This is a genomic window from Amycolatopsis umgeniensis (assembly GCF_014205155.1).
GTDB lineage: Bacteria > Actinomycetota > Actinomycetes > Mycobacteriales > Pseudonocardiaceae > Amycolatopsis > Amycolatopsis umgeniensis.
This window is the reverse complement of sequence record NZ_JACHMX010000001.1, coordinates 7,176,926-7,198,290: the sequence shown is the minus strand read 5'-3', so window position 1 is coordinate 7,198,290 and position 21,365 is coordinate 7,176,926. Positions and strand designations below refer to the sequence as shown.

The window sequence follows — 21,365 nt, the reverse complement described above, 5'->3', positions numbered from 1 at the left end:
CTCGCGTGCTCCTGGCCGGGACTCGCGTGATTGAGACCGGAACTCATGAGTTACGTCTTCAATCACGCGAGTTCCGGCTCCAGTCACGCGAGTTCCGGCTCCAGTCACGCGAGTTCCGGGTTTCGTGGAGGGCTCAGCGGAACGCTTCGACGTTCGCCACGGCCCACTCCGCGTAGGTGACACCGGGCCGCCCGGTGAGTTCCTGGACGACGCCCGTCGGGGTGTCGGGGTTCTCGGTGAAGTACGCGAAGCCGTCGAGCAGCCACTCCGCGATCTCCGGCGGGATCCCGGCGCCGGCCCACTGCTGGTTCGCCTCTTCCCGGGTGAGCTCCTGGAAGCGCACCTCTTCGCCGAGCGCGGCCGCGATGGCGGCGACCTGTTCGCGCTGGCTGACCGCCGTCGGCCCGCTCAGCGTGTGCTTCTTGCCGTCATGCCCCTCGGTCAGGATGACGTGCGCCGCGACGGCGGCGATGTCCCCGAGGTCGATCGGTGTCATCCGCGATTCGGGGTAGGCCTCGCGGACCACCCGCTCGGCCTTGATCGTCTCCGCCCAGCCGAGCGTGTTGATCATGAACGCGCCCGGCCGTAGGAACGTCCAGTCGAAGCCTCCCTCTCGGACAGCCTTCTCGACGATCGCGTAGGCCACGCCGCTCGAGTTCTCCACCGGATCGTCGGCGTTGCTGCCCGACAGGGCCACCACCCGGCGCACCCCGGCTTCCTTGGCCAGCTTCACGAAGTCGTCGACCGTGTCCGCCAGCGGCGCCAGGTACACGGTCTCGATGCCTTCCAGGGCTTCGGGCAGCGTCTCCGGCTTGCCCAGATAGCCCTTGGCGACCTCCACCTGCTCCGGCAGCGCCGCCTTCGCCGGATTGACGGTCAGCGCCCGCACCGGCGCTCCGGCCTCCACCAGCTCGTCGACCAGCAGCCTGCCGACGCTTCCGGTCGCACCGGTCACCAGGATCGTCACGATTCCCCACTCCTTTTCGTACGTCCTACGGGAATGGATTAACCGTACCGCATACGAGAATGTAGAATCCAGCTTCACGGCCGAGTGGAGTGTGGATGGACGTCGAGCGCAGCCTCGATCTGTTGTGGCGTGACCGCGGCGATGCCCGGCAGCCGACCAGGGGGCGGAAGCCGAAACTGACCCTCGACCAGGTGATCTCCACCGCCGTCGCGCTCGCCGACGGCGCGGGCGAGGCGACCGTGTCGATGAGCCAGATCGCCAAGGAACTCGACGTCGGCACGATGACGCTCTACACCTACGTCCCCGGCAAGACGGAACTGCTCGACCTCATGGTGGACTCGGTGCTCGCCGCACGGGACCTCCCCGGCCCCGGCGATCCCCGGCCGGACGGCTGGCGCGAGCAGGTCCGGCTCTACGCGGAGCGCACCCTGGCCGTGTTCCGGGCGCATCCGTGGCTGCGCTCGACGTCGATGGTGCGGCCGGTGCTCGGGCCAGGGCTGATGGCGGGCCAGGAGTACCTGATCGCGGCGGTGTCGGACATCGGGCTGGCGCCGCGCAAGGCCGCGGCCGCCGCGAACAGCATCGAGATCTACGTCCAGGCGAACGCGGCGCTTTCAGCCGAGACAGCCCAGGTCGAGCAGGAGACCGGGCAGTCGACCGATGCCTGGTGGGGGCAGCGGTCGGTGTTCTGGGAGAAGTACTTCGACGTGGAACGGCATCCGGCGATGACGCGGATCTGGGAGAGCGGCGGCTACGAGGCGGAAACCTGCGAAGCCGCCGACGAGAGCTTCACGTTCGGCCTGGAGCGCATGCTGGACGGCATCGAAGCCCTCGTCGCCCCCTGAGCGCCTCGCGTTTAGTCCTCTGGATGCGGTAGTGCCGCATCCAGAGGACTAAACGCGTCAGGAGACGGTGGGCAGGTCCGGAGCCGAGACGTCGAAGACCTTCCCCTCGCGCGTGAGCAGCGCGGCGAGGACCTTCGCCTTGCGTTCGGTGTCGGCCGGGGTCCCCCAGCGCACGGTCTTCCCGTCGGCGAGCGCGAACTCGACGCTGCCCGGCGTCTTCGCCGTCGCGGTGGTGACCTGCTGGAGCAACTGCAGCGGGATCACGCCGAGGACGCCGGTCACCGCGCGGGTCACCGGGTCGTCGGCCGAAACCGAAGGCAGTTTGAGCTCGGGCAGCCCCGCAGGCCGTTCCTTGACCGTCTTGAACACCACTCCCCCGCCGTCGACGAGGTGCACGCCGTCGCCGCCGGGCCCGCTGTCGAAGAACGCGATCGCGGCGCGTTCGGTCACGGTGATCTCGAGGGTGCTCGGCCAGGACCGCGAGACGTCGACGGTGGCGATGCCGGGCATCTGCGCCACCCGGTCGCGGATCTCGTCGGTGTCCAGGCGCAGCATCGGCTTCTGGTCCGGCACCGCCGCCGTACCGCGGATCAGGTCCGCGGGCACGGAACTCGCCCCGACGACGTCCACCTGCTGCACGCCCAGCATCGAGCTGAACCACAGCAGGTAGACGAGCGCGACGACGGTCAGCACCGAGAGCAGCGCGACCCAGCGCCGCCGGATCTCCCTGCGCTTGACCGGCCGGGTGGTGCGGCGGCGGTCCTGGACGGACCGTTTGCCGCGCCGGGCCTTCGCCTGCTCGGCCCGTCGGGTTCGTTCGGTGCGCGGACGCCGACCGGGTTCGGCCGGGCGGCGGCGTTCCCCGGTCTGTGTCATGGCTGCCCGCCGGCCGATGTCATGGCTAGCCCGCCCGCCGGTCCAGCTCGGCCAGGATCTCGGGGCCGAGCTGCGTGACGTCGCCGGCGCCCATGGTCACCAGCAGGTCGCCGGGTTTGACCAGATCCGCCGCGAGCTTCGCCGCGACGTCGAACGCGGGCTGGTAGTGCACGGAAGTACCGGTGATCTGGTCGGCGATGAGCGCGCCGCTCACCCCGGGCTCCGGTTTCTCGCGGGCGCCGAAGACGTCCAGCACGACGACCTCGTCGGCCAGCGACAGCGCGGCCGCGAACTCCGTCGAGAACGTCTTCGTGCGCGAGTACAGATGCGGCTGGAAGACCACGATGACCCGGCCCGTCCCGGCGGCCGTCCGCACCGCGCGCAGCTGCGCGTCGACCTCGGTCGGGTGGTGCGCGTAGTCGTCGTACACCCGGACGTCGCCCGAGCGGCCCTTGAACTCGAACCGCCGCCGGACGCCGCCGAACGCGGCGAGCCCTTCGGCCAGCCTTTCGACGGGCGCGCCCAGCTCGATCCCGGCCAGCAGCGCGGCGATCGCGTTCAGTGCCATGTGTTCGCCCGGCACCGCGACCCGGAGGGTGATTTCCTCGCCCTGCAAGGAAATCCGGACGACGCCGCCGTCCGGGGCCGGGGCGAAGTCCAGGACCTTGGCGTCGTCCGCGCCGGTGACCGAACGCCCGTAGCGGCGGACGCGGATGCCCTGCGCCGAGGCCCGCGTGCCCAGCGCGTCGGCCCCCTCGTCGTCACCGCAGACGATGAGCAGCCCGCCCGGCGCGATCCGGCCGAGGAAGTCGGTGAACACCGAGACGTACGCCTCGGCGGTGCCGTGGTGGTCCAGGTGGTCCGGCTCGACGTTGGTCACCACGGCGACCGACGGCGAGTAGGCCAGGAACGACCCGTCGCTCTCGTCGGCTTCGGCGACGAAGACGCCGCCCTCGCCGTGGTGCGCGTTCGCGCCCGACTCGTTGAGGTCGCCGCCGATGGCGAACGACGGATCGAGGTGACAGTGCTGGAGCGCGACGGTCAGCATCGACGTCGTCGACGTCTTGCCGTGCGTCCCGGCGATGCACGCGACGCGGTGCCCCTCCATCAGCCCGGCCAGCGCCTGCGCGCGGTGCAGCACGGTGATCCCGCGTTCCCGCGCGGCCATCAGCTCCGGGTTGGTCTCCTTGATCGCGGTCGACACGATCACCGAGGACGGGCCTTCGGGGAACGCGTCGAGGTTCTCGGGCGCCTGGCCGACGGCGATCTCGGCGCCCTGGGCCCGCAGCGAAAGGAACGCGCGCGACTCCTTGGCGTCGGAACCGGAGACCTGGGCGCCGCGGGCCAGCAGGATCCGGGCGATGCCGCTCATCCCGGCGCCGCCGATCCCGATCAGGTGGGCACGCGTGAGCGTGTCGGGGAGTTGATCAGGCACCTGCGGCCTCCAGCACGATCTTGGCAAGGGTCTCGTCGGCCTCGCGGTGGCCGAGGCCGACCGCGGCCGCGCTCATCTTCGCGACCCTGTCGGCGTCGGTCACCAGGGGGATCACCAGTTCGGCGACCTTGGCGGGGCTGAGGTCGGCGTCGGCGAGCATCAGCCCTGCTCCCGCGTCGACCGCGGGCCGGGCGTTGACCGCCTGTTCGCCGTTGCCGTACGGCAGCGGGACGAACACCGCGGGCAGGCCGACCGCGGAGACCTCGGCGACGGTCATCGCTCCGGAACGGCACACCACCGCGTCGGCGGCGGCGTAGGCCAGGTCCATGCGCTCCAGATACGGCACCGGGACGTACGCGGGCCTGCCGGGGAACTCCTGGGCGACCAGCGTGTTCTTCGGCCCGTGGGCGTGCAGGACACCGACACCGGCGTCCGCGAACTCCTTGGCAGCGCCGGAGACCGCGCCGTTGATCGACACCGCGCCCTGCGAGCCGCCGAAGACCAGCAGCGTCGGGGCGTCGGGGTCGAGCCCGAAGAACTCACGGGCCTCGGCGCGCAGCGCGGCCCTGTCGAGCGAGGTGATGGAGCGCCGCAGCGGGATGCCGATGACCTCGGCCTTCGCCAGCGGCGTCCCCGGGACGGCGACGGCGACGCGGACGGCGAACCGCGCGCCGACCTTGTTCGCCAGGCCCGGCTTCTCGTTGGCCTCGTGCACCACGATCGGCGTGCGCCCGCGCGCGGCGAGGTACGCCGGAAGCGCGACGTAACCGCCGAACCCGACGACGACGTCCGCGCCGACCCGCTCCAGGACGTCACGGGTGCGCTTGACCGAGTCGCGGACCTTCAGCGGCATCTTCAGCAGCTCGGGGGTCGGCTTGCGCGGCATCGGCACCGGTGGGATCAGCTCCAGCGGGTAGCCCCGCGCCGGGACGAGCTTGTTCTCCAGCCCGCGCTCGGTCCCCAGCGCGATCACCTTCGCGTCGGGACGCAGGCGCATCACCGCGTCGGCGAGGGCGAGAGCGGGTTCGATGTGTCCTGCGGTGCCGCCACCGGCGACCACGACCACCGGCGCCTTGCCCGCGACCTCGGCTGCGGCGTCCGCTCTAACGGGGTTGTTCACCTATGACCTCTCCGGTTTGCGGTACCCCGTTTCGCGGTACCGCGGTTCACTGCCGTTCGCGCGGCCGTCCGCCTGCCGGGTTCCCGCACCGAACGGCGCCGTTCCTGGGCGGGCGAAGGCCTCGCCGTCCTCGGCGCGGGCCTCGCCGCCTTGGCGGTACCGCCCCTGGCCGCGGTGCCCTTGCGCTTGGCGGGCGGGCGGTACGGCTCGGGCGCGGGAAGCCTCAGCAGGCGTCCGAATTTACCCGGCCCCTGCGAGCGCAGTGCGGCCACCGCCTCCGGTTCGTGCCGGGCGGCGTTCGCGAGGATCCCCATGATGAGCATGGTGATCACCAGCGACGTCCCGCCGTAGGAGATCAGCGGCAGCGTGACCCCGGTGACCGGCAGCAGGCCGACCACGTAGCCGATGTTGATACCGGCCTGCGCGACCAGGAAGACGGTCAGCGTGCCGGACACGATGCGGATCCACGGGTCGAGGTTGCGGGTGGCGATCCGCAGGCCGACCACGGCGACCCCGGCGAACAGCCCCAGCACGACCACGCAGCCGATGAAACCGAGCTCCTCGCCGATCAGGGCGAAGATGAAGTCGTTCTGCACGTTCGGCAGGTAGCCCCAGTTGGACTGGCCCTGCCCGAGGCCCTTGCCGAACATCCCGCCGTCGGCGAGCGCGAGTTTCGCCTGGTTGGCCTGGAAGCCGTCCGCGCTGGTGTCCGGGTCGCCGGAGACGAACGACATGACCCGCGCGAGCCGGTACGGCGCGATGATGGCCAGCACCAGGATCCCGGCGAGACCACCCGCGAGGATGACGCCGAACAGCCGTTTCGGTGCGCCCGCGAACCACAGCAGGGCCAGCAGCACCACCGCGAGAGTGACCGTGCCGCCGAGGTCGGGCTGCATCATGACCAGCGCGAACATCAGCAGCGCGATCGGCACGACCGGGACGAGCAGATGCCGCCACTGGTTGATGATGTTGTACTTGATCACCAGGATGTGCGCGCCCCAGAAGGCCAGCGCGACCTTGGCGGCCTCGACCGGCTGGAAGGCGAACCCGCCGAGCCGGAACCAGCCCTGCGAGCCGTTGACCTCGGACCCGAGCGGGGTCAGCACCAGCACGAGCAGCCCGAGGCAGACCACGGTCGCCGTCGCCGACAGCCGCCGGACGCGTTCCAGCGGCACCCGCAGCCCGACCCAGAACACCGCCGCGCCGATCGCGACGAACATGAGGTGCTTGCTGAACTGGGCGTACACCCCGGTGCCGGTCTTGGGGTTGTACGAAGCGACCGAGGACGCGGACAGCACCATCACGGCGCCGATCACGGTCAGCACACCGGTGAGCGCGAGTACCAGGTGGAACGAGGCGAGCGGCCTCGAAAGCCACGCCGTCAGCGCGGTGCGGAAGGCGACGAACGGGCTTTCCTTGCGCTCACGGGACTTGCGCTGCCGTGGCGCGGGCTCGCGCTTCTTTTCGTCAACCGCCGTCACTGGTCTCCCCCGCACCGTCGCGCAGGACACGGACCGCGCTCGCGAACGCGTCGCCGCGTGCGCCGTAGCTCGAGTACATGTCCAACGACGCCGCGGCGGGGGCCAGCAGCACCACATCTCCAGGGCGCGCCAGGGCGCGGGCCGCCTTCACCGCCGCAGTCATGGTGTCATCGTCACCCGAAGGGAGGCTGTTGACCGGGACATCCGGCGCGTGTCGCGCAACAGCGGCGGCGATCACGGGTGAATCCACGCCGAACAGCACGACCCCGCGGAGCCTGCCGGCGATCGAGCCGACGAGCTCGTCCACGGAAGCGCCCTTGAGCTGGCCACCGGCGATCCAGACGACGTTCAGATGCGCGCGCAGTGATCCACTCGCCGCGTGCGGGTTGGTCGCCTTGGAGTCGTTGATGTACCGGACGCCGTCGATCTCTCCGATCTCCTCGGCGCGGTGCGGGGCGGGGCGGTACTCGCGCAGGCCCTTGGCGACGTCCTCGCCGCTGACGCCGTACGCGCGGGCCAGCGCGGCCGCGGCGAGCGCGTTGGAGACGTTGTGCGGACCGGCCGGACGGACGTCGGCCAGCGTGCCGAGTTCGTCGGCGCTGGTCGCCGGGTCGGCGACGAAAGCGCGGTCGACCAGCAGGTCTTCCACGATCCCGAGTTCGCCGGGGCGCGGGGTGTCCATGCCGAAGGCGACGCGACGGGCGCCTTCGGGAGCGTGCGCGTCGGCGAGCCGGCCGGACCACTCCTCGTGCAGGTTGTGCACCACGTTCCGCGAGTGGTCGTGGATCCGCCCCTTCGCGGCCGCGTACTCCTCCATCGAGCCGTGCCAGTCGAGGTGATCCTCAGCGAGGTTCAGCACCACCGAGGCGAGCGGGGCCAGCGTGGACGACCAGTGCAGCTGGAAGCTCGACAGCTCCACGGCGAGCACCTCGTGCCCGGCACGCACCGCGTCGAGCACCGCGAAACCGACGTTCCCGCAGGCCACGGCGTCGACCCCGGCGGAACGCAGGATCGACTCCAGCATCCCGACCGTGGTGGTCTTGCCGTTGGTACCGGTGATCGCGAGCCACACCGGGGGCTTGTCACGCAGCTGCCCGGCGCGCCAGGCCAGCTCGACGTCACCGATCACCTCGATGCCCGCTTCGGCCGCCGCCACCAGCAGGGGTGACGTCGGCTTCCAGCCCGGGCTGGTCACGACCAGCTCGACACCTTCGGGCGGCTCCGACAGACCGGGCACCAGCTCGGCGCCATGGTTTCGACCGAGCTGGCCTTCGAGCTCCGCCAGCCGTTCGGCGTTGCCGTCGGTGACGGTGATCCGCGCGCCCAGCTCCCGCAGGACGGGGACGACGGATTTGCCGGTGACCCCGGCACCGGCGACGAGGACGTGACGACCGGCGAGCTCCACCGCTTAACCCCCGAGACCGAGCTGTTCGCTGTAGAACAGGCCGAGACCGAACATGCAGCAGATGGCCGAGAGCAGCCAGAACCGGATGATGACCGTGGTCTCCGCCCAGCCCGCGAGTTCGAAGTGGTGATGGAACGGGGCCATCCGGAACAGCCGCCGCCTGGTCGTGCGGAACACCGCGATCTGCGCGACCACCGAGATCATCTCGACCATGAACAGACCGCCGATGACGATGGCGAGCAGTTCGGTGCGGGTGGTCATCGACAGACCGGCGACGAGGCCACCGAGGGCCAGCGAACCGGTGTCGCCCATGAAGATCTTCGCCGGGGCCGCGTTCCACCAGAGGAACCCGACACAGGCACCGGTCGCCGCGGCGGCCACCACGGCCAGGTCCAGCGGGTCACGGACGTCGTAGCAGGCGGCCTGCGGGGTGACCGCGCACGAGAGGCGGGTCTGCCAGAAGGCGATGACGACGTAGGTCGCCAGCACCATCGCCGCGGTGCCGCCGGCGAGCCCGTCGAGGCCGTCGGTGAAGTTCACCGCGTTCGACCAGCCCGAGATGACGATGTAGCAGAAGATCACGAAGAACACCGACGGGAAGGTGATCAGCGCGAGGTCACGCACGTAGGACAGGCTCTCCGACGCCGGGGTCAGCCCGCGCTCGTCGGCGAATTGCAGCGCCAGGATCGCGAAGCCGATCGTGACCACCAGCTGGCCGACCAGTTTCGCGGTCTTGTTCAGCCCGAGGTTGCGCTGCTTGCGGATCTTGATGAAGTCGTCGAGGAACCCGACGATCCCGAGACCCACCGCCAGCGCGAGCACCAGCAGACCCGAAGCGGACGGGCCGCCGGTGCCGTTGCCGCCGCTGAGCGAGCTGATCAGATGAGCCACGAAATACCCGACGACCATCGCGACGATGATCGCGACACCACCCATCGTCGGGGTACCGCGTTTGGATTTGTGTCCCTGCGGTCCTTCCTCCCGGATCTCCTGGCCGAAGCCCTGCCGGGAGAAGACCCGGATCAGATAGGGAGTGAGGAGGATGGAGACCAGCAGGCCCGCCGCCGCCGCGATCAGGATGCTGATCACGCGTCACCACCGTTCGAGCGTTCTTGTGAGGGGGAAGGGGGTACTACAGGGGTTTCCACGATCGTTGTCGGGGAGGCGAGCACGGCGTCGGCCACCCTCCACAGCGCGGCGGCCTTGGACGCCTTCACCAGCACCACGTCTCCCGCGCGGAGCTGATCATGCAGCAGGGCGATGGCGGCCTCGACGTCGGGTACCAGTACCGACTCCTCGCCCCAGGAACCCTCCTGCTGCGCGCCTTGATGCGTGGCCGAGGCGGCCTGTCCGATGACCACGAGCTTGTCGATGTTGAGCCGGACGACGAGCCTGCCGATGCCGTCGTGCGCGGCGACGGAGTCTTCGCCGAGGTCCCCCATCACGCCGAGCACGGCCCAGGAACGGCGCTTCGCGCTCATCGACGCGAGCGCCTTGAGGGCGGCCCGCATCGACTCGGGGCTGGCGTTGAACGAGTCGTTGAGCACCGTGACACCGTCGGACCGGGTGCTGACCTCCATACGGCGCTCTGAGCGCCGCTCGAGACCCGACAGACGCGCCGCGACCTCCTCGGTCGTCGAGCCCATCTCCAGCGCCACGGCGGCGGCGCTGAGCGCGTTGCCGACTTGGTGCTCGCCGTAGAGCGGCAGCTTCACCGGCGCCTCGCCGTCCGGGGTGACCAGGCGGAACGACGCGCGCGCCTCGTCGTCGAGGGTGATGTCGACGGCGCGGACCTGCGCGGACTCGCTCTCGCCGACGAACACCACCCGCGCGCTCGTGCGGCTCGCCATCGCCGCGACGTACGGGTCGTCGAGGTTCAGGACCGCGACACCGCCGTCTTCCGCGCTCGGCAGCGCCTCGACGAGCTCGCCCTTGCCCTTGGCGATGCCCTCGCGCGAACCGAACTCGCCGACGTGCGCGGTGCCGACGTTGAGCACGACCCCGATCCGCGGCGGCGCGATGGACGCCAGCTCGGCGATGTGGCCGGGCCCGCGGGCGGACAGCTCCAGCACCAGCTGCCGGGTCGAGGCGTCGGCCCGCAGCGCCGTCCAGGGGTGGCCGAGCTCGTTGTTGAACGATCCCGGCGGCGCGACCGTCGGGCCGAGCGGCTCCAGCAGCTGGGCGATGATGTCCTTGGTGGAGGTCTTGCCCGCCGAACCGGTGACCCCGACGACGGTCAGGTGGTCACTGGAAAGCTTCTGGATCACGTGGCGGGCGAGCTTGGCCAGCGCGGCCAGCACCGCGGCACCCGCCCCGTCCTTGTCGGAGACCAGCGCGAACGCCCGGTCGTGCGCGACACCGGCGTCCAGCGGCGGCACGATCACGGCCGGGGCGTCGACCTCGCGGGCCGCGAGCACCGCGACGGCGCCGGACTCGACGGCCCTCGCCGCGAAGTCATGGCCGTCGACCTTCGCCCCGGGCAGCGCGACGAACAGTCCGCCGGGCGTGATCTCGCGGGTGTCGAATTCGACGCTTCCAGTGACCTCGGCGGTGCCGTCGGTCCGATGCAGCCTGCCGCCGACGATGCCGGCGATCTCGGCGAGGCTGAGCACGATCACACTGTCTCCAGACGTCTGCGGATGGCGGAGGCGAGCTCGTCCCGGTCGGAGAACGGGTGCACGACACCCTGGACCTCCTGGCCGGTCTCGTGGCCCTTGCCCGCGATGAGCACGATGTCCCCGGGCCGGGCGAGTTCGACCGCGTGGACGATGGCTTCCCGGCGATCGGCGATCTCGAGGATCTCGCCGCCCAGCGCCGGTCCGGCGTTGCGGGCACCGGCCAGCATCGCCGCCCGGATCGCGGCCGGATCCTCCGAACGCGGGTTGTCGTCGGTCACGATCAGCACCTCGCTGCGCCGGACCGCCGCCTCGCCCATCACCGGGCGCTTCGCGGTGTCACGGTCGCCGCCGCAGCCGAGGACGGTGATGATGCGGCCCTCGGTGCGGGCGCGCAAGGCGTCGAGCCCCTGCGCGACCGCGGCGGGCTTGTGCGCGTAGTCGACCACCGCGGTGAACGGCTGGCCGAGGTAGACCCGCTCCATCCGGCCCGGCACCTCGACCGAGGCGAGCCCGGCGACGATGGCTTCGAGCGGGACGCCGGCGGTGTCGAGGATCGCGGCGGCGAGCACGGCGTTCGCCACGTTGAACTCACCCGGCAGCGGGATCTTCGCCGAGGCGGCGAGGCCGTCGGGGCCGTGGAGGGTGAAGGTCTGCTCCCCCGCGGGCGTGGGCGTCAGGTCGGTGGCGCGCCACAGCGCGTCCGTTCCCGGCTCGGTGGAGACGGTCACCGTGTGCGGGGTGAGGAGAGCGTGGCCCCAGGCGCTGTCGACGACGACCACCTCGGCGGTGGAGCGGCCGTCGAACAGCAGCGACTTGGCGGCGAAGTACTCCTCCATGTCCTTGTGGAAGTCCAGGTGGTCCTGGGAGAGGTTGGTGAAGGCCCCGACCGCGAACCGCGTGCCGTTGACCCGGCCCAGCGACAGCGCGTGGCTGGAGACCTCCATCGGGACGTGCGTGACCCCGCGTTCCACCATCACCGCGAGGAGCGCCTGCAGATCCGGCGCCTCGGGGGTGGTGAACCCGCTGGCCAGCCGCTCGCCCGCGATCCGGGTCTCGACCGTGCCGATCAGCCCGGTGGTGAGCCCGGCCGCTTTGAGCCCGGCGTCGACCAGGTAGGACGTCGTGGTCTTGCCGGACGTCCCGGTGATCCCGAGGACCGAAAGCTCCAGCGACGGCTCGCCGTAGATCCAGGCCGCGATCTCGCCGAGCGCGGCGCGCGGGTCCGGATGCACCAGGATCGGCACCCCTGCGTCGCGGAGCACGGGACGCTCGGCGCCCGCCTCGTCGGTGAGCACCGCGGCCGCACCGGAGGCGATGGCCTGGTCGCTGAAGTCCGCGCCGTGGGCACGGGCACCGGGAAGCGCGGCGAAGAGGTCACCGGGGAGGACGTGCTGCGCGCGCAGCGTGCTGCCCGTGACCGTCAGCTCGGCCGACGACGGGTAGTCGTCACCGCCCACCACGAGCCGCGCGCCCGCCCTGGCGAGCAGGGTGCCCAGCGGCATCGGCTCGATCCTGGCCGGACGAGGGGGTGCGGCGACGGCCTTGACCGGGCTGTCCGGGACCTGGGCAGCCGTCGCGCCGGACCCGCTTTCGACGGCGGGACCGCTGCGGGGATCTGAAGTAGGCACCGACACAGCAAAGGAGGTTACCGGCGCGGCATTCGGGTGACGGAAGCGGTGCGGGGTGTGAGCACGGTGATCATGCCCGTGGTAATGGGTTGCGCGAGCTCTCCTTGGCACGCAAGGGCTTCCGACTGTCGCTTGAGGACTTCGGGGAGGAATGGCGTCGGCGTTTCGGGCGGCGCTCGGTGCGGGGAACCGTTCACGGACAGCTACGAGGCACGGTGCTGGGCCGGAGCGAGGTGGGCCGGGGTGATCCACGGAGTCCGTGAAGGCCTCCTTCACTACCTTCAGGGTAGGCAAGGAGGCCTTCACGACAGCGCTAAGACAGGACCAGCGGGACCTGAGGCGTGGGACCGTTCGAAAGCGGGATCTGGAACCGCTGCGCCAGGTAAGCGGCCACCGAGTGGAACAGTGGCGCGGCCGAGGCCGTGTTCGCCGGCGCGTCGAGCCGGATGCCGACGACGAACCGGGGGCGGTCGGCGGGCAGGATCCCGGCGAAGGTGATGTTGTACAGCGAGTTGCTGTACGTCTTCGTCTGCGGGTCGACCTGCTGGCCGGTGCCCGTCTTGCCCGAGATCTGATAGCCCTCCAGCGCCGCCTTCGGCCCGGTGCCGCTCTGCTGCCCCCGGCCGCTCTGCGTCACGGCGCGCATCATGTCGCGCACGGTCTTCGCCGCCTGCGGGCTGATCACCTGCACGGTCTTCGGCGCCGGTTCCGGAACGACCGTCCCGTCCGGGTTGACCTTCGCCTTGACCACCCGGGGTTCCACGCGCAGCCCGTCGTTCGCGATGGCCTGGTACATCCCGGCCATCTGCACGACGGTCATCGAAAGCCCCTGCCCGATCGGCAGGTTGCCGAAAGTCGTGGCGTACCACTGGTTACGCGGCGGCACGACGCCCGGGCTTTCGCCGGGAAGGCCGAGGCCGGTGCGCTGGCCGAGACCGAACTTCTTGAGCAGGTCCGCGTAGCGGTCCTCGCCGATCTTCTGCGCCAGCAACAGGGTCCCGACGTTCGAAGACTTCGCGAAGATGCCGGTGGTGGTGAACTGCTGCGCCCCGTGGTGCCAGGCGTCCTTGACGATCTTGTCCGCGACCTGGAGCGAACCCGGCACCGACATCGACGCCTCGGGCGTGGTGAGGCCCTGGTCGATCGCGCCGGCGGCGGTGACGATCTTGTTCACCGAACCCGGTTCGAACGGTGTGGTCACCGCGCGGTTGTTCAGGTTCTCCGTCTCACTGCGCGAGGCCGGGTCGTTGAGGTTCACCGTCTTGTCGTTGGCCAGCGCGTAGACCTCGCCGGTCTTCGAGTCCATGATGACCGCCTGGCCGCCCTTGGCCTGCGACTTGGTGACGTACTCGCTCAACTGCCGCTGCAGTTCGTACTGCAGGTCGGTGTCGATCGTCAGCTGCAGGTCCGAACCGGGGACGGCGTTCTGGATGTCCCGTTCGGTACCGGGGATGACGAGGTTGTCGTTGCCGTTCCGGGTGTTGACGATCTTGCGGCCCGGTGTCCCGGCGAGGTCGTTGTCCCGTGACGCTTCGAGGCCGTAGCCACCGTGCAGGTTGTGCCTGGAGACGTCCTTGTCGTCGGTACGCCAGTTCGCGTAGCCGATGATGTTCGCGCCCACCGAGTCGCCGGGGTACTCCCGCTTCGAGCGCTTCTCCACGCTGATCCACGGGAATTCCTTGACAATCGATTCGGCGACCGACGGTTCGATGTCGTGGACCAGGTAGGTGAACCCGTCCGGCTTGTGGAACTTGTCCAGCAGTTCCTTCTCGGTGATCAATCCCGGCAGCTTGGCCGCGATCGCCTTCGCCGCGGCCGCCACCTCGGTCTCGAAGTTCTTGCCCTTGGCCGGGTTCTTCGCGGCCAAGTCGTCCATGGTCTTGTGGAGCCAGTTCAGGCTCACCGCGAGGGTCCGCACCTCGATGCTGAACGCGATCTTCGTCCCGTTGCGGTCCATGATGGACCCGCGCTGCGCGGGACTTTCGATCACCGACGCCCGCTGCCGTTCCGCGGCTTCGGACAGCGCACCGGCCTCGAACCACTGCACCTGCACCAGTTTGAGGCCGGCGAGCACCATCACGATGATCAGCAGGATCCGGACGCCGGTGAACCGGCTCGGATTTCCCCCGTTGCCCCGCCGGGCGGTGGCGCGCCGGGTCCCGGCGGCGTAGGTCCGCCGCGCGCTCCCCGCCGACCGGGCCCGGGCCTGTGCCGGACGGCCGGGTGACATCACTGGCCTCCCTGCGCCGGGGGCGGCGTGTCCTCCCGCGGGATCGCGGGCTGGTCGCCCTCGATCACCCCGCCCTGCGTCCCCTCGGCGGGCGGCGGCACCGCGCTCGGGGTGACGGGAGGTGCGTCGGCCGCGGCCTTCTTCGGCTCACCGACCACAGTGGACTGTCCATCCGGGCCGACCACGAGGTGCGCGGGGTCGCCGCCGGGCACCATGCCCAGTTCCCTGGCCTTGGGCGCGAGGGAAGCGGGCGACTCGGCCTTCGCGACTTCGCGCTGCAGCCGTTCCTTCGCCTCGGCGAGCCCGGCGTTGGTCGTGCGGAGCTGTTCGAGCCGGTACGAGTCGGCGATGGCCTGCGTGGTCAGCCACAGCGTGCACGCCACGCCGACGGCCAGCATGCCCATCATCATCAGCACGAACGACGCGCGCGAACGCGGCCAGCGCAGCTTGAGCTTCTTCCTCGGCTCTTCCTTGCCCGCGCCGCCTTCGGCCTCGGGACGGTTGCGCTGCTGGTCGCGCTGCAGCAGGTCGGCGCGCTGGGCCCGGCGGGCATAGGCGCGTTCGGCCGCCGACGTCCGGCCGCGGGAAGCGCGTGTGGACTTCGTGGTCTCGGTGGTGTCCGGCGTCTCGTCGACCGTGCTGGTCGCGCGGGCACGCCGTCCGGGCGCCGGTGTCCGGCGGCCGCGGGACTTCGCGGGAGCGGTCATCGTGCTCGGTCTCCGATCCGTTCGGCGGCTCGCAGCCGCACGGAGGCGGCCCGTGTGTTCTGTTCGGTCTCCGCCTCGCCGGCCTTCTCGGCCCCTCTGGTGAGCAGTTTCAGTTCCGGGCCGTGGCCCGGCAGTTCCACCGGAAGCCCTTCCGGGGTCCGGGATTTCGCCAGTTCCGCGAGGGCCTGTTTGACCAGGCGGTCCTCGAGGGACTGATAGGACTCGACGACGATGCGGCCGCCGACGGCGAGTACCGAAAGTGCCCGCGGCATCGCCCGCCGCAGCACCTCCAGTTCGCCGTTGACCTCGATCCGCAGCGCCTGGAAAGTTCGCTTCGCCGGATGTCCGCCGGTGCGCCTGCTCGCCGCGGGGACAGCGTCGTACAGCAGTTCCACCAGCCGTCCGCTGCGCGTGAAAGGTTCCTTCTCACGTTCTGCCACAACGGCTTTGACGATCCGCTGGGCGAACCGTTCCTCGCCGTAGTCGCGCAGGATCCGGATCAGCTCGCCCGGGGTGTAGGTGTTGAGGACGTCGGCCGCGGTGATCCCGGTGGTCGGGTCCATCCGCATGTCGAGCGGGGAGTCCTTGGAGTAGGCGAAACCACGCTCGGCGCGGTCCAGCTGCATCGAGGAGACGCCGAGGTCGAACAGGATTCCGTCCACTCTGGACAGTCCGAGACCTTGCAGCGCAGACGGCATCTCGTCGTAGACGGCGTGCACGAAGTCGACGCGATCCCCGTGCGGCGCAAGCCGTTTCGCGGAGAGTTCCAGCGCGTTGGGGTCGCGGTCGAGCGCGACGAGGCGCAGTGAGGGGAACGCGGTGAGCAGCGCGTCGGAATGACCGCCGAGTCCGACGGTCGCGTCGACCAGCACGGCCTCGCGGTCGGAGAAGACCGGCTCGAACAACTCGACGATGCGGTCCAACAGCACCGGGACGTGCTCGTGTTCGTCTGCCATGTCTTCCCCCTTTCCTGTAGTGCCGGGGAAGATGCCGGATGCCGTCAGGTCCCTGTCCGCCCGCTTACTGACCTGGTACCGGGGAAGGTGTACCAGGGCCACTGAGCGGACAGAGGCCTCACGGCATCCGTGTGGGCGGTTCCCGGCGTGTCCGAAGCATGAACCCGCGCCCCCCGACGGCGTGGGTGCTTCCTCGGTCACGTCTAGAAGACGCCCGGCAGAACTTCCTCTCGAGCCTTCGCGTAGCTGTCCTCGTGTTCGTCCAGGTAGCCCTGCCACGCTTGGGCATCCCAGATCTCCAACCTGGTGATCGCCCCGATCACCACGCACTCCTTGTTCAACCCGGCGTAGCGTCGGAGCTCGGACGCGATCGCGATACGTCCTTGCCCGTCCGGGCGTTGTTCGTCCGTCCCGGCGAAGAGATAACGCTGGTAGGCCCGGACCGCCTCGTTCGTGAACGGGGCGTCGGCGACCTTCCTCGCCATCTGCTCGAACTCGGCCCGGGGAAAGACGAAGAGACAGTGATCCTGTCCCTTGGTGACCATCAGCCCACCGGCGAGCGCGTCGCGGAACTTCGCGGGCAGCGTGAGCCGCCCCTTGTCATCCAGTTTCGGGGTGTGGGTGCCGAGGAACATCGGCTCCACCTCCCTACCGATCCTGGCTGTGAACAACCAAGGTCGGCCACGGGGCTCCCTTCTGCCCCACTGCGCACCACCGTACCCCACTTTTCACCACAGTCAACGCGTCAAAAGCCGCGACCACTCCGTCGTGTCAGACGTTTCCGCTGGTCAGCCAGGTGGGGCCAGGTGGGGGCGCGGTGGGGGACGGTGGCCAAGATCCCCCTGTGCGGGTATCGAAGCAACCTCACCGATGCCTGATGCGTCCGGTTATCGGCAGCCGGAACCCTGCTGTGGGGCGGAATGGGGGAGAAAGTGGGGAATCCGGTGGGGAACGGTGGGGACACCAAGTCGACAAAGGACCGTCACCAGCTCAGACGGTCGCCGCGTCCGATGTCGAGCGGCCATGTCGCGAAAGCCACTTTCGGGACGTCTGACGTCCCGAAAGTGGCTTTCGCGACACTCCTTTCACTCACGAGACCCGACGCGCGACGTCATCGGTTCATCCCATGACATGTCGACAAAGGACGACATGTGCACGACGGGCCAGATCGTTCAGGCACGACGCCAGTGAGCCCACGTCGCCTCGGGCCGTCGCCGCGCGGACGGCGATGATCAGCCCCTCGACCGCGTCACGAAATCGACCCTGCGGCAGGAACAATTCCGTCGTCATCACAGGGAGGACACACGAGATACCGTTCAGGACATCCTCTGACGCCGCGATGATCGCCATCGGTGGGGTTCTTTCCCGCAATACCCACTGCCGCGCTTCGGCGACGGTGCCGAAACCCCTCGGGCTCGACTCGCCACGCTCTAACGGTCCGGGTCCAGCAGCGAGGCCAACCGCGCCGCCAGCCGGGGACCGTCCACAGGGGACACGTTCACCCAGGCCTGCCCGCCGCGGCCTTCGGTCCGCGCGGCGCAGTACGCGCCGACGTCGGTGTCGAACCAGGTCAGCCCGCCCGCCCGGTGGGTCCGGCCGTCGCGGTCGCGGGTCCGCACGGTGAACTGGCCCGCGCTGTAGACCGGCCGCGCCTGGATCGCGAGCACTTCGCGCAGCTGATTGTCCGAAGCGGACGATCGTCCACCGCCCCCGAACACCGGATCCTCCAGGTCACCGCCGAAACGCGCCGCGGGCAGGCTGATCCCGTAGCCGGGGCCGGGCCGCAGCGCCGGAAGGACGTCGACGATCGCGGCGAACACCTCGCCGTCGCCGATCCCGGACAGCGCGATGGTCTGCTCGGGCTGCGTGGCCAGCACTCCGTTCCGCCCGCGCGCGGCCGCGACAGCGCGGAACGGTGCTTCGGCCGTCATGTCGGCCAGCGCCTCACATTCGACGTAGACCTCGGCGCGCGCGAGGAGTTCCAGCCGCGCTTCCAGGGCGGCGTCCAGCCGATCCCCGTCATAAAGGCCTCGTTCGGCGAGGTTTTCGTAGACCGCGCCGCGGATCTCCGCGCGTTCCGCTTCCGTGCCGCCGACACTGCGGACCGACAGCGGCCACGGCGGGGCCGCGTGGCCGAGATCGGACCAGAGGACGTCGAACGCCGACGCGGAAACGCGGATCAAGACCGCCCCAGCTCGGGCGGCTTCCCGAACGAGACCCGCGGGGTCAGCGAGTGCAGCGAGGCGTCGCGGGTGTTCATGACGTCGACGGCCTTGCGCCTGGCCGCCTCGGCCTCCGCGTGTTTGGCCTCCATCTCGTCGGCGAGCGCGGCGAGGAGCGCGAGGTTCCCGCCCGCCGCGGCGCCGCGGATCATCGCGCCGGGGTCGTAGTCCACCGGTGGCGGCATGTCCGCGCGGGCGCGCGCCGCCGCCTCGGCCTGCCCCGAGACCGCCTGCCCGAGCGCGGACGAGAGATCGGCGGACCAGGTCAGCCAGCCGGACGCCGTGGCCAGCACGCCTCGGAGCGCGTCGCCCGCTTCGCCGCGCCAGGTCTCCTCGCTACTGCCGACCAGCCCGGCCAGTTCGGACGTCGCGTCGTGCATACGCCGCGCGAGCGCGTCCCAGGCGGCACCGATGCCGCCCGCCGCCTCGGGGTCGTTGCCCGCTTCGACTTCGGCGGCCAGCGCCTCATGGCTGTAGGCCTCGTACCGCGTGGCCGCGACCGGCGCCTCACGGCCCGGCGTCTCTCCTTCAGGCACGGATTCTCCTAGGGCAGTTTGGGCTCGGCCAGTCCCGCCACCGTCACCGCGCGCTCGCAGGCGAGCGGGGTGTCGGTGAAGTTCGTGTTGCTCACGTCGATCTGGACGCTCGCCTTCTCCCCCATGCCGATCAGGACCGCGCAGGTCCCGTCGGCGGCCTTCTTGTCGGCGACCTTGAGCGCCTGCCTGTCGCCGACCTTGGTCTTGGTCGCGGTCTTGCGCGCGATCTCGAGGTTCGCCAGCCCGTTCTTCTCGTCCACGGTGATGGTGACGCCGAAGGTCGCCGGAACCGTCCAGTCGCAGGCGCGGGCGCCGTTGATCTCCTTCGGGACTCCGAGCGTGTTCAACCCGGCGCTCGACCGGTCCGCCGGACCGAGCAGCGCACAGGGATCCAGCACGGCGGGCGGGACGGTGACCGCGGCCGAACCGCCGTCGGCCACCTTCTCGGTGCTCGGAATCGGCGCCTGGCCTGCGACCCCTTGCCCGCAGGCGGACACTGAAAAGACGAAGAGGGCGACGAGGAGGAGACGTGTGCGCATGGGTTCAGCCGCCGACACAGTCCACAGCCGCCGCCGCTTGTTCATCCTGACGGGTGTACCGGGCCAACGCCTTCTCGATCCGGTTCTTGAGCGCCTCGAGTTCCTTGCCGAACGCCGTGAGCGCCTCGACCGCCGAGCCGTCGGCGCCGATCCCGTACTGCGCCATGAACCGGCCGACCTCGTCCGCGTATCCCCCGCCGAGGGGAACCGTACGGCCGAGCACCTTGGCCTCGCGGACCATCTGGCCGACCACGTCCTGCAGGGCGGAGATCTTCACGTGGGCGTCGGCCGCCAGCTCCGGGGCGACCGCGAACCCGCTCAGATCGAACCTCGGCTTGGCGGTACTCACCTCGCTCATATGCGATTACGCCTCTCCGTAGTCGAGCGACCTCGCAACGGAGCATACGACAAAACCGCGTGTCAGCGGGAGCACCCGAAAACGCGCTCAGCTCACCCGATCGAGGTAAGGTCTCCGGTTGCACAGAGTCATCGGCCGGGGTTGTCGGGGTTCCCCCCACGAGTTCGCCCGAGTTTGACACACTTCGTGGGAGGCTGACCGCTGCTCGGGGGACCACCCGGGCGAGGAAGAGCTGGCCTTCAGCAGACCCAGCGGACATCCAGCCACGCGGCATCAGGAGGTCGAGTGACGTCGAGAATCCAGTCTGCGACGCCCGGCGAACAGCAGGGCGAGCAGGCAACCGGGCAAGCGCCGTACCCCACGGCCGCCGGCTCGGTCAGCGGCCGGCAGAACGGCCGTGCGAGCGCGGCGGGGGTGGGCCCCCGACAGGGGGCTGGGGTAAATCCAGCGTCGCTGGACGAACTGCACGAGACGGCGCGGCGGATCGCCGCCAACGTCGAGCGGGTACTGGTCGGCAAACCCGACGTCATCCGCATCGCGCTCGTGACCCTGCTCGCCGAAGGCCACCTCCTCGTCGAAGACGTCCCCGGGGTCGGCAAGACCTCGCTGGCGAAGGCGCTGGCCCGCTCGATCGACTGCACCGTGAGCCGGATCCAGTTCACCCCCGACCTGTTGCCCAGCGACGTCACCGGGGTGTCCATCTACAACCGGCAGAGCGGCGGGTTCGAGTTCCGGCCCGGTCCGGTGTTCGCGAACATCGTGGTCGGCGACGAGATCAACCGCGCCTCGCCGAAGACGCAGTCCGCCCTGCTCGAGTGCATGGAAGAGCACCAGGTCACCGTCGACACCTCGACGTACCACCTCGAAGAGCCGTTCATGGTGATCGCCACCCAGAACCCGATCGAGATGGAGGGCACCTACGCGCTGCCCGAGGCCCAGCGGGACCGGTTCACCGCGCGGGTGTCCATCGGCTACCCCGACCAGCAGGCCGAACTGGCCATGGTCGACGAGCACGCCGGGCACAACCCGCTCGCCGATCTCGAGCCCGTGTCCGACCGTGATTCGGTGCAGCGGCTGATCGAGACGGTGCGCGCGGTGCACATGTCGCCGGAGATCCGCCGGTACGCCGTCGACCTCGTTTCCGCGACCCGGCAGGTGCCCGAGATCCGTCTCGGCGCGTCGCCGCGGGCGACCCTGCAGCTGGTCCGCGCCGCCCGCGCGCAGGCCGCGCTCTCGGGCCGCGAGTTCGTCGTCCCGGACGACCTGCACACCGTCGCGGTCCCGGTGCTGGCGCACCGCATGGTGCTCACCACCGAGGCGCACGCCGCCCGCCGGTCCGCCACCGACGTCGTCCGCGCGATCCTCCACCGCGTTCCCGTCCCGCAGGGCTCTTCGGGCACGAACCACCGCTGATACAAAGGAAATCCATCCATGCCCCCGCC

General features: G+C 70.3%; 20 protein-coding genes. 2 read left to right on the top strand and 18 right to left on the bottom strand.

Annotation, left to right across the window (positions count from 1 at the left end):
- Positions 1–133 precede the first annotated feature (133 nt).
- Entirely contained in the window at positions 134–967 is an 834-nt protein-coding gene (locus HDA45_RS33520) for an NAD(P)H-binding protein (protein ID WP_184902145.1), read from the bottom strand.
- Between the two features lie 95 nt (positions 968–1,062).
- Here HDA45_RS33520 and HDA45_RS33515 point away from each other — a divergent pair, with 95 nt between their 5' ends.
- Positions 1,063–1,812 carry a TetR/AcrR family transcriptional regulator gene (locus HDA45_RS33515; RefSeq protein ID WP_184902143.1) on the top strand — a complete coding sequence of 250 codons (750 nt, stop codon included), beginning with the start codon at positions 1,063–1,065 and terminating at the stop codon, positions 1,810–1,812.
- Between the two features lie 57 nt (positions 1,813–1,869).
- Here the strand turns inward: HDA45_RS33515 and HDA45_RS33510 are convergent, their stop codons facing one another.
- From HDA45_RS33510 to HDA45_RS33430, 17 genes are all read right to left on the bottom strand, one after another.
- Positions 1,870–2,688 carry a cell division protein FtsQ/DivIB gene (locus HDA45_RS33510; RefSeq protein WP_184902141.1) on the bottom strand — a complete coding sequence of 273 codons (819 nt, stop codon included), beginning with the start codon at positions 2,686–2,688 and terminating at the stop codon, positions 1,870–1,872.
- Positions 2,689–2,713: 25 nt separating this feature from the next.
- A complete protein-coding gene (murC, locus tag HDA45_RS33505) occupies positions 2,714–4,123 on the bottom strand; it encodes a UDP-N-acetylmuramate--L-alanine ligase (RefSeq protein WP_184902139.1) in 1,410 nt (469 codons plus the stop codon).
- Positions 4,116–5,243, bottom strand: a complete 1,128-nt coding sequence (gene murG, locus HDA45_RS33500) for an undecaprenyldiphospho-muramoylpentapeptide beta-N-acetylglucosaminyltransferase (protein ID WP_184902137.1) — start codon at positions 5,241–5,243, stop codon at positions 4,116–4,118. Before murG ends, murC begins: the two co-directional genes overlap by 8 nt.
- On the bottom strand, positions 5,240–6,724 hold the full coding sequence (gene ftsW, locus HDA45_RS33495) for a putative lipid II flippase FtsW (RefSeq protein WP_184902135.1): 1,485 nt from the start codon (positions 6,722–6,724) through the stop codon (positions 5,240–5,242). The genes murG and ftsW overlap by 4 nt, the downstream gene beginning before the upstream one ends.
- On the bottom strand, positions 6,711–8,129 hold the full coding sequence (murD, locus tag HDA45_RS33490) for a UDP-N-acetylmuramoyl-L-alanine--D-glutamate ligase (RefSeq protein ID WP_184902133.1): 1,419 nt from the start codon (positions 8,127–8,129) through the stop codon (positions 6,711–6,713). Before murD ends, ftsW begins: the two co-directional genes overlap by 14 nt.
- A 3-nt stretch (positions 8,130–8,132) precedes the next feature.
- A complete protein-coding gene (gene mraY, locus HDA45_RS33485; protein WP_076154832.1) occupies positions 8,133–9,218 on the bottom strand; it encodes a phospho-N-acetylmuramoyl-pentapeptide-transferase in 1,086 nt (361 codons plus the stop codon).
- Positions 9,215–10,747 (bottom strand): UDP-N-acetylmuramoyl-tripeptide--D-alanyl-D-alanine ligase, encoded by a 1,533-nt coding sequence (locus tag HDA45_RS33480; protein ID WP_184902131.1) that lies wholly within the window; start codon positions 10,745–10,747, stop codon positions 9,215–9,217. The genes mraY and HDA45_RS33480 overlap by 4 nt, the downstream gene beginning before the upstream one ends.
- Positions 10,744–12,249, bottom strand: a complete 1,506-nt coding sequence (locus tag HDA45_RS33475) for a UDP-N-acetylmuramoyl-L-alanyl-D-glutamate--2,6-diaminopimelate ligase (RefSeq protein WP_184906317.1) — start codon at positions 12,247–12,249, stop codon at positions 10,744–10,746. The genes HDA45_RS33480 and HDA45_RS33475 overlap by 4 nt, the downstream gene beginning before the upstream one ends.
- A gap of 439 nt (positions 12,250–12,688) precedes the next feature.
- Positions 12,689–14,605, bottom strand: a complete 1,917-nt coding sequence (locus HDA45_RS33470; RefSeq protein WP_184902128.1) for a peptidoglycan D,D-transpeptidase FtsI family protein — start codon at positions 14,603–14,605, stop codon at positions 12,689–12,691.
- Complete coding sequence (gene ftsL / locus HDA45_RS33465; RefSeq protein ID WP_184902126.1) at positions 14,605–15,312, bottom strand: cell division protein FtsL; 708 nt, start codon at positions 15,310–15,312, stop codon at positions 14,605–14,607. Before ftsL ends, HDA45_RS33470 begins: the two co-directional genes overlap by 1 nt.
- A complete protein-coding gene (gene rsmH / locus HDA45_RS33460; protein WP_184902125.1) occupies positions 15,309–16,268 on the bottom strand; it encodes a 16S rRNA (cytosine(1402)-N(4))-methyltransferase RsmH in 960 nt (319 codons plus the stop codon). Before rsmH ends, ftsL begins: the two co-directional genes overlap by 4 nt.
- Before the next feature lie 203 nt (positions 16,269–16,471).
- Entirely contained in the window at positions 16,472–16,903 is a 432-nt protein-coding gene (mraZ, locus tag HDA45_RS33455) for a division/cell wall cluster transcriptional repressor MraZ (protein WP_005156436.1), read from the bottom strand.
- Between the two features lie 484 nt (positions 16,904–17,387).
- Positions 17,388–17,618 (bottom strand): hypothetical protein, encoded by a 231-nt coding sequence (locus HDA45_RS33450; RefSeq protein WP_184902122.1) that lies wholly within the window; start codon positions 17,616–17,618, stop codon positions 17,388–17,390.
- 80 nt (positions 17,619–17,698) lie between these two features.
- Entirely contained in the window at positions 17,699–18,451 is a 753-nt protein-coding gene (locus HDA45_RS33445) for an ESX secretion-associated protein EspG (RefSeq protein WP_184902120.1), read from the bottom strand.
- Positions 18,448–19,026: a PE-PGRS family protein gene (locus tag HDA45_RS33440; protein ID WP_184902118.1), complete on the bottom strand. Its 579-nt coding sequence runs from the start codon at positions 19,024–19,026 to the stop codon at positions 18,448–18,450. The genes HDA45_RS33445 and HDA45_RS33440 overlap by 4 nt, the downstream gene beginning before the upstream one ends.
- Before the next feature lie 8 nt (positions 19,027–19,034).
- Positions 19,035–19,565 (bottom strand): DUF3558 domain-containing protein, encoded by a 531-nt coding sequence (locus tag HDA45_RS33435; protein ID WP_184902116.1) that lies wholly within the window; start codon positions 19,563–19,565, stop codon positions 19,035–19,037.
- A 4-nt stretch (positions 19,566–19,569) separates the two neighbouring features.
- The gene (locus HDA45_RS33430) at positions 19,570–19,923 is read right to left on the bottom strand and encodes a hypothetical protein (RefSeq protein ID WP_184902114.1); all 354 of its coding nucleotides are present in this window, start codon (positions 19,921–19,923) and stop codon (positions 19,570–19,572) included.
- 285 nt (positions 19,924–20,208) lie between these two features.
- On the opposite strand from HDA45_RS33430, the gene HDA45_RS33425 reads away from it, so the two are divergent.
- Positions 20,209–21,336, top strand: coding sequence for an AAA family ATPase (locus HDA45_RS33425; RefSeq protein ID WP_184902112.1), 1,128 nt, complete (start codon positions 20,209–20,211; stop codon positions 21,334–21,336).
- The last annotated feature ends 29 nt before the right edge of the window (positions 21,337–21,365 follow it).

Bases quoted from the DNA above. Each gene is read 5' to 3' on its own strand.
- HDA45_RS33515 (WP_184902143.1), top strand. From the start codon at position 1,063: ATGGACGTCGAGCGCAGCCTCGATCTGTTGTGGCGTGACCGCGGCGAT.
- HDA45_RS33510 (WP_184902141.1), bottom strand. From the start codon at position 2,688: ATGACACAGACCGGGGAACGCCGCCGCCCGGCCGAACCCGGTCGGCGT.
- HDA45_RS33475 (WP_184906317.1), bottom strand. From the start codon at position 12,249: ATGCCGCTGGGCACCCTGCTCGCCAGGGCGGGCGCGCGGCTCGTGGTG.
- HDA45_RS33470 (WP_184902128.1), bottom strand. From the start codon at position 14,605: ATGTCACCCGGCCGTCCGGCACAGGCCCGGGCCCGGTCGGCGGGGAGC.
- ftsL (WP_184902126.1), bottom strand. From the start codon at position 15,312: ATGACCGCTCCCGCGAAGTCCCGCGGCCGCCGGACACCGGCGCCCGGA.
- rsmH (WP_184902125.1), bottom strand. From the start codon at position 16,268: ATGGCAGACGAACACGAGCACGTCCCGGTGCTGTTGGACCGCATCGTC.
- mraZ (WP_005156436.1), bottom strand. From the start codon at position 16,903: ATGTTCCTCGGCACCCACACCCCGAAACTGGATGACAAGGGGCGGCTC.
- HDA45_RS33450 (WP_184902122.1), bottom strand. From the start codon at position 17,618: ATGGCGATCATCGCGGCGTCAGAGGATGTCCTGAACGGTATCTCGTGT.
- HDA45_RS33435 (WP_184902116.1), bottom strand. From the start codon at position 19,565: ATGCGCACACGTCTCCTCCTCGTCGCCCTCTTCGTCTTTTCAGTGTCC.
- HDA45_RS33430 (WP_184902114.1), bottom strand. From the start codon at position 19,923: ATGAGCGAGGTGAGTACCGCCAAGCCGAGGTTCGATCTGAGCGGGTTC.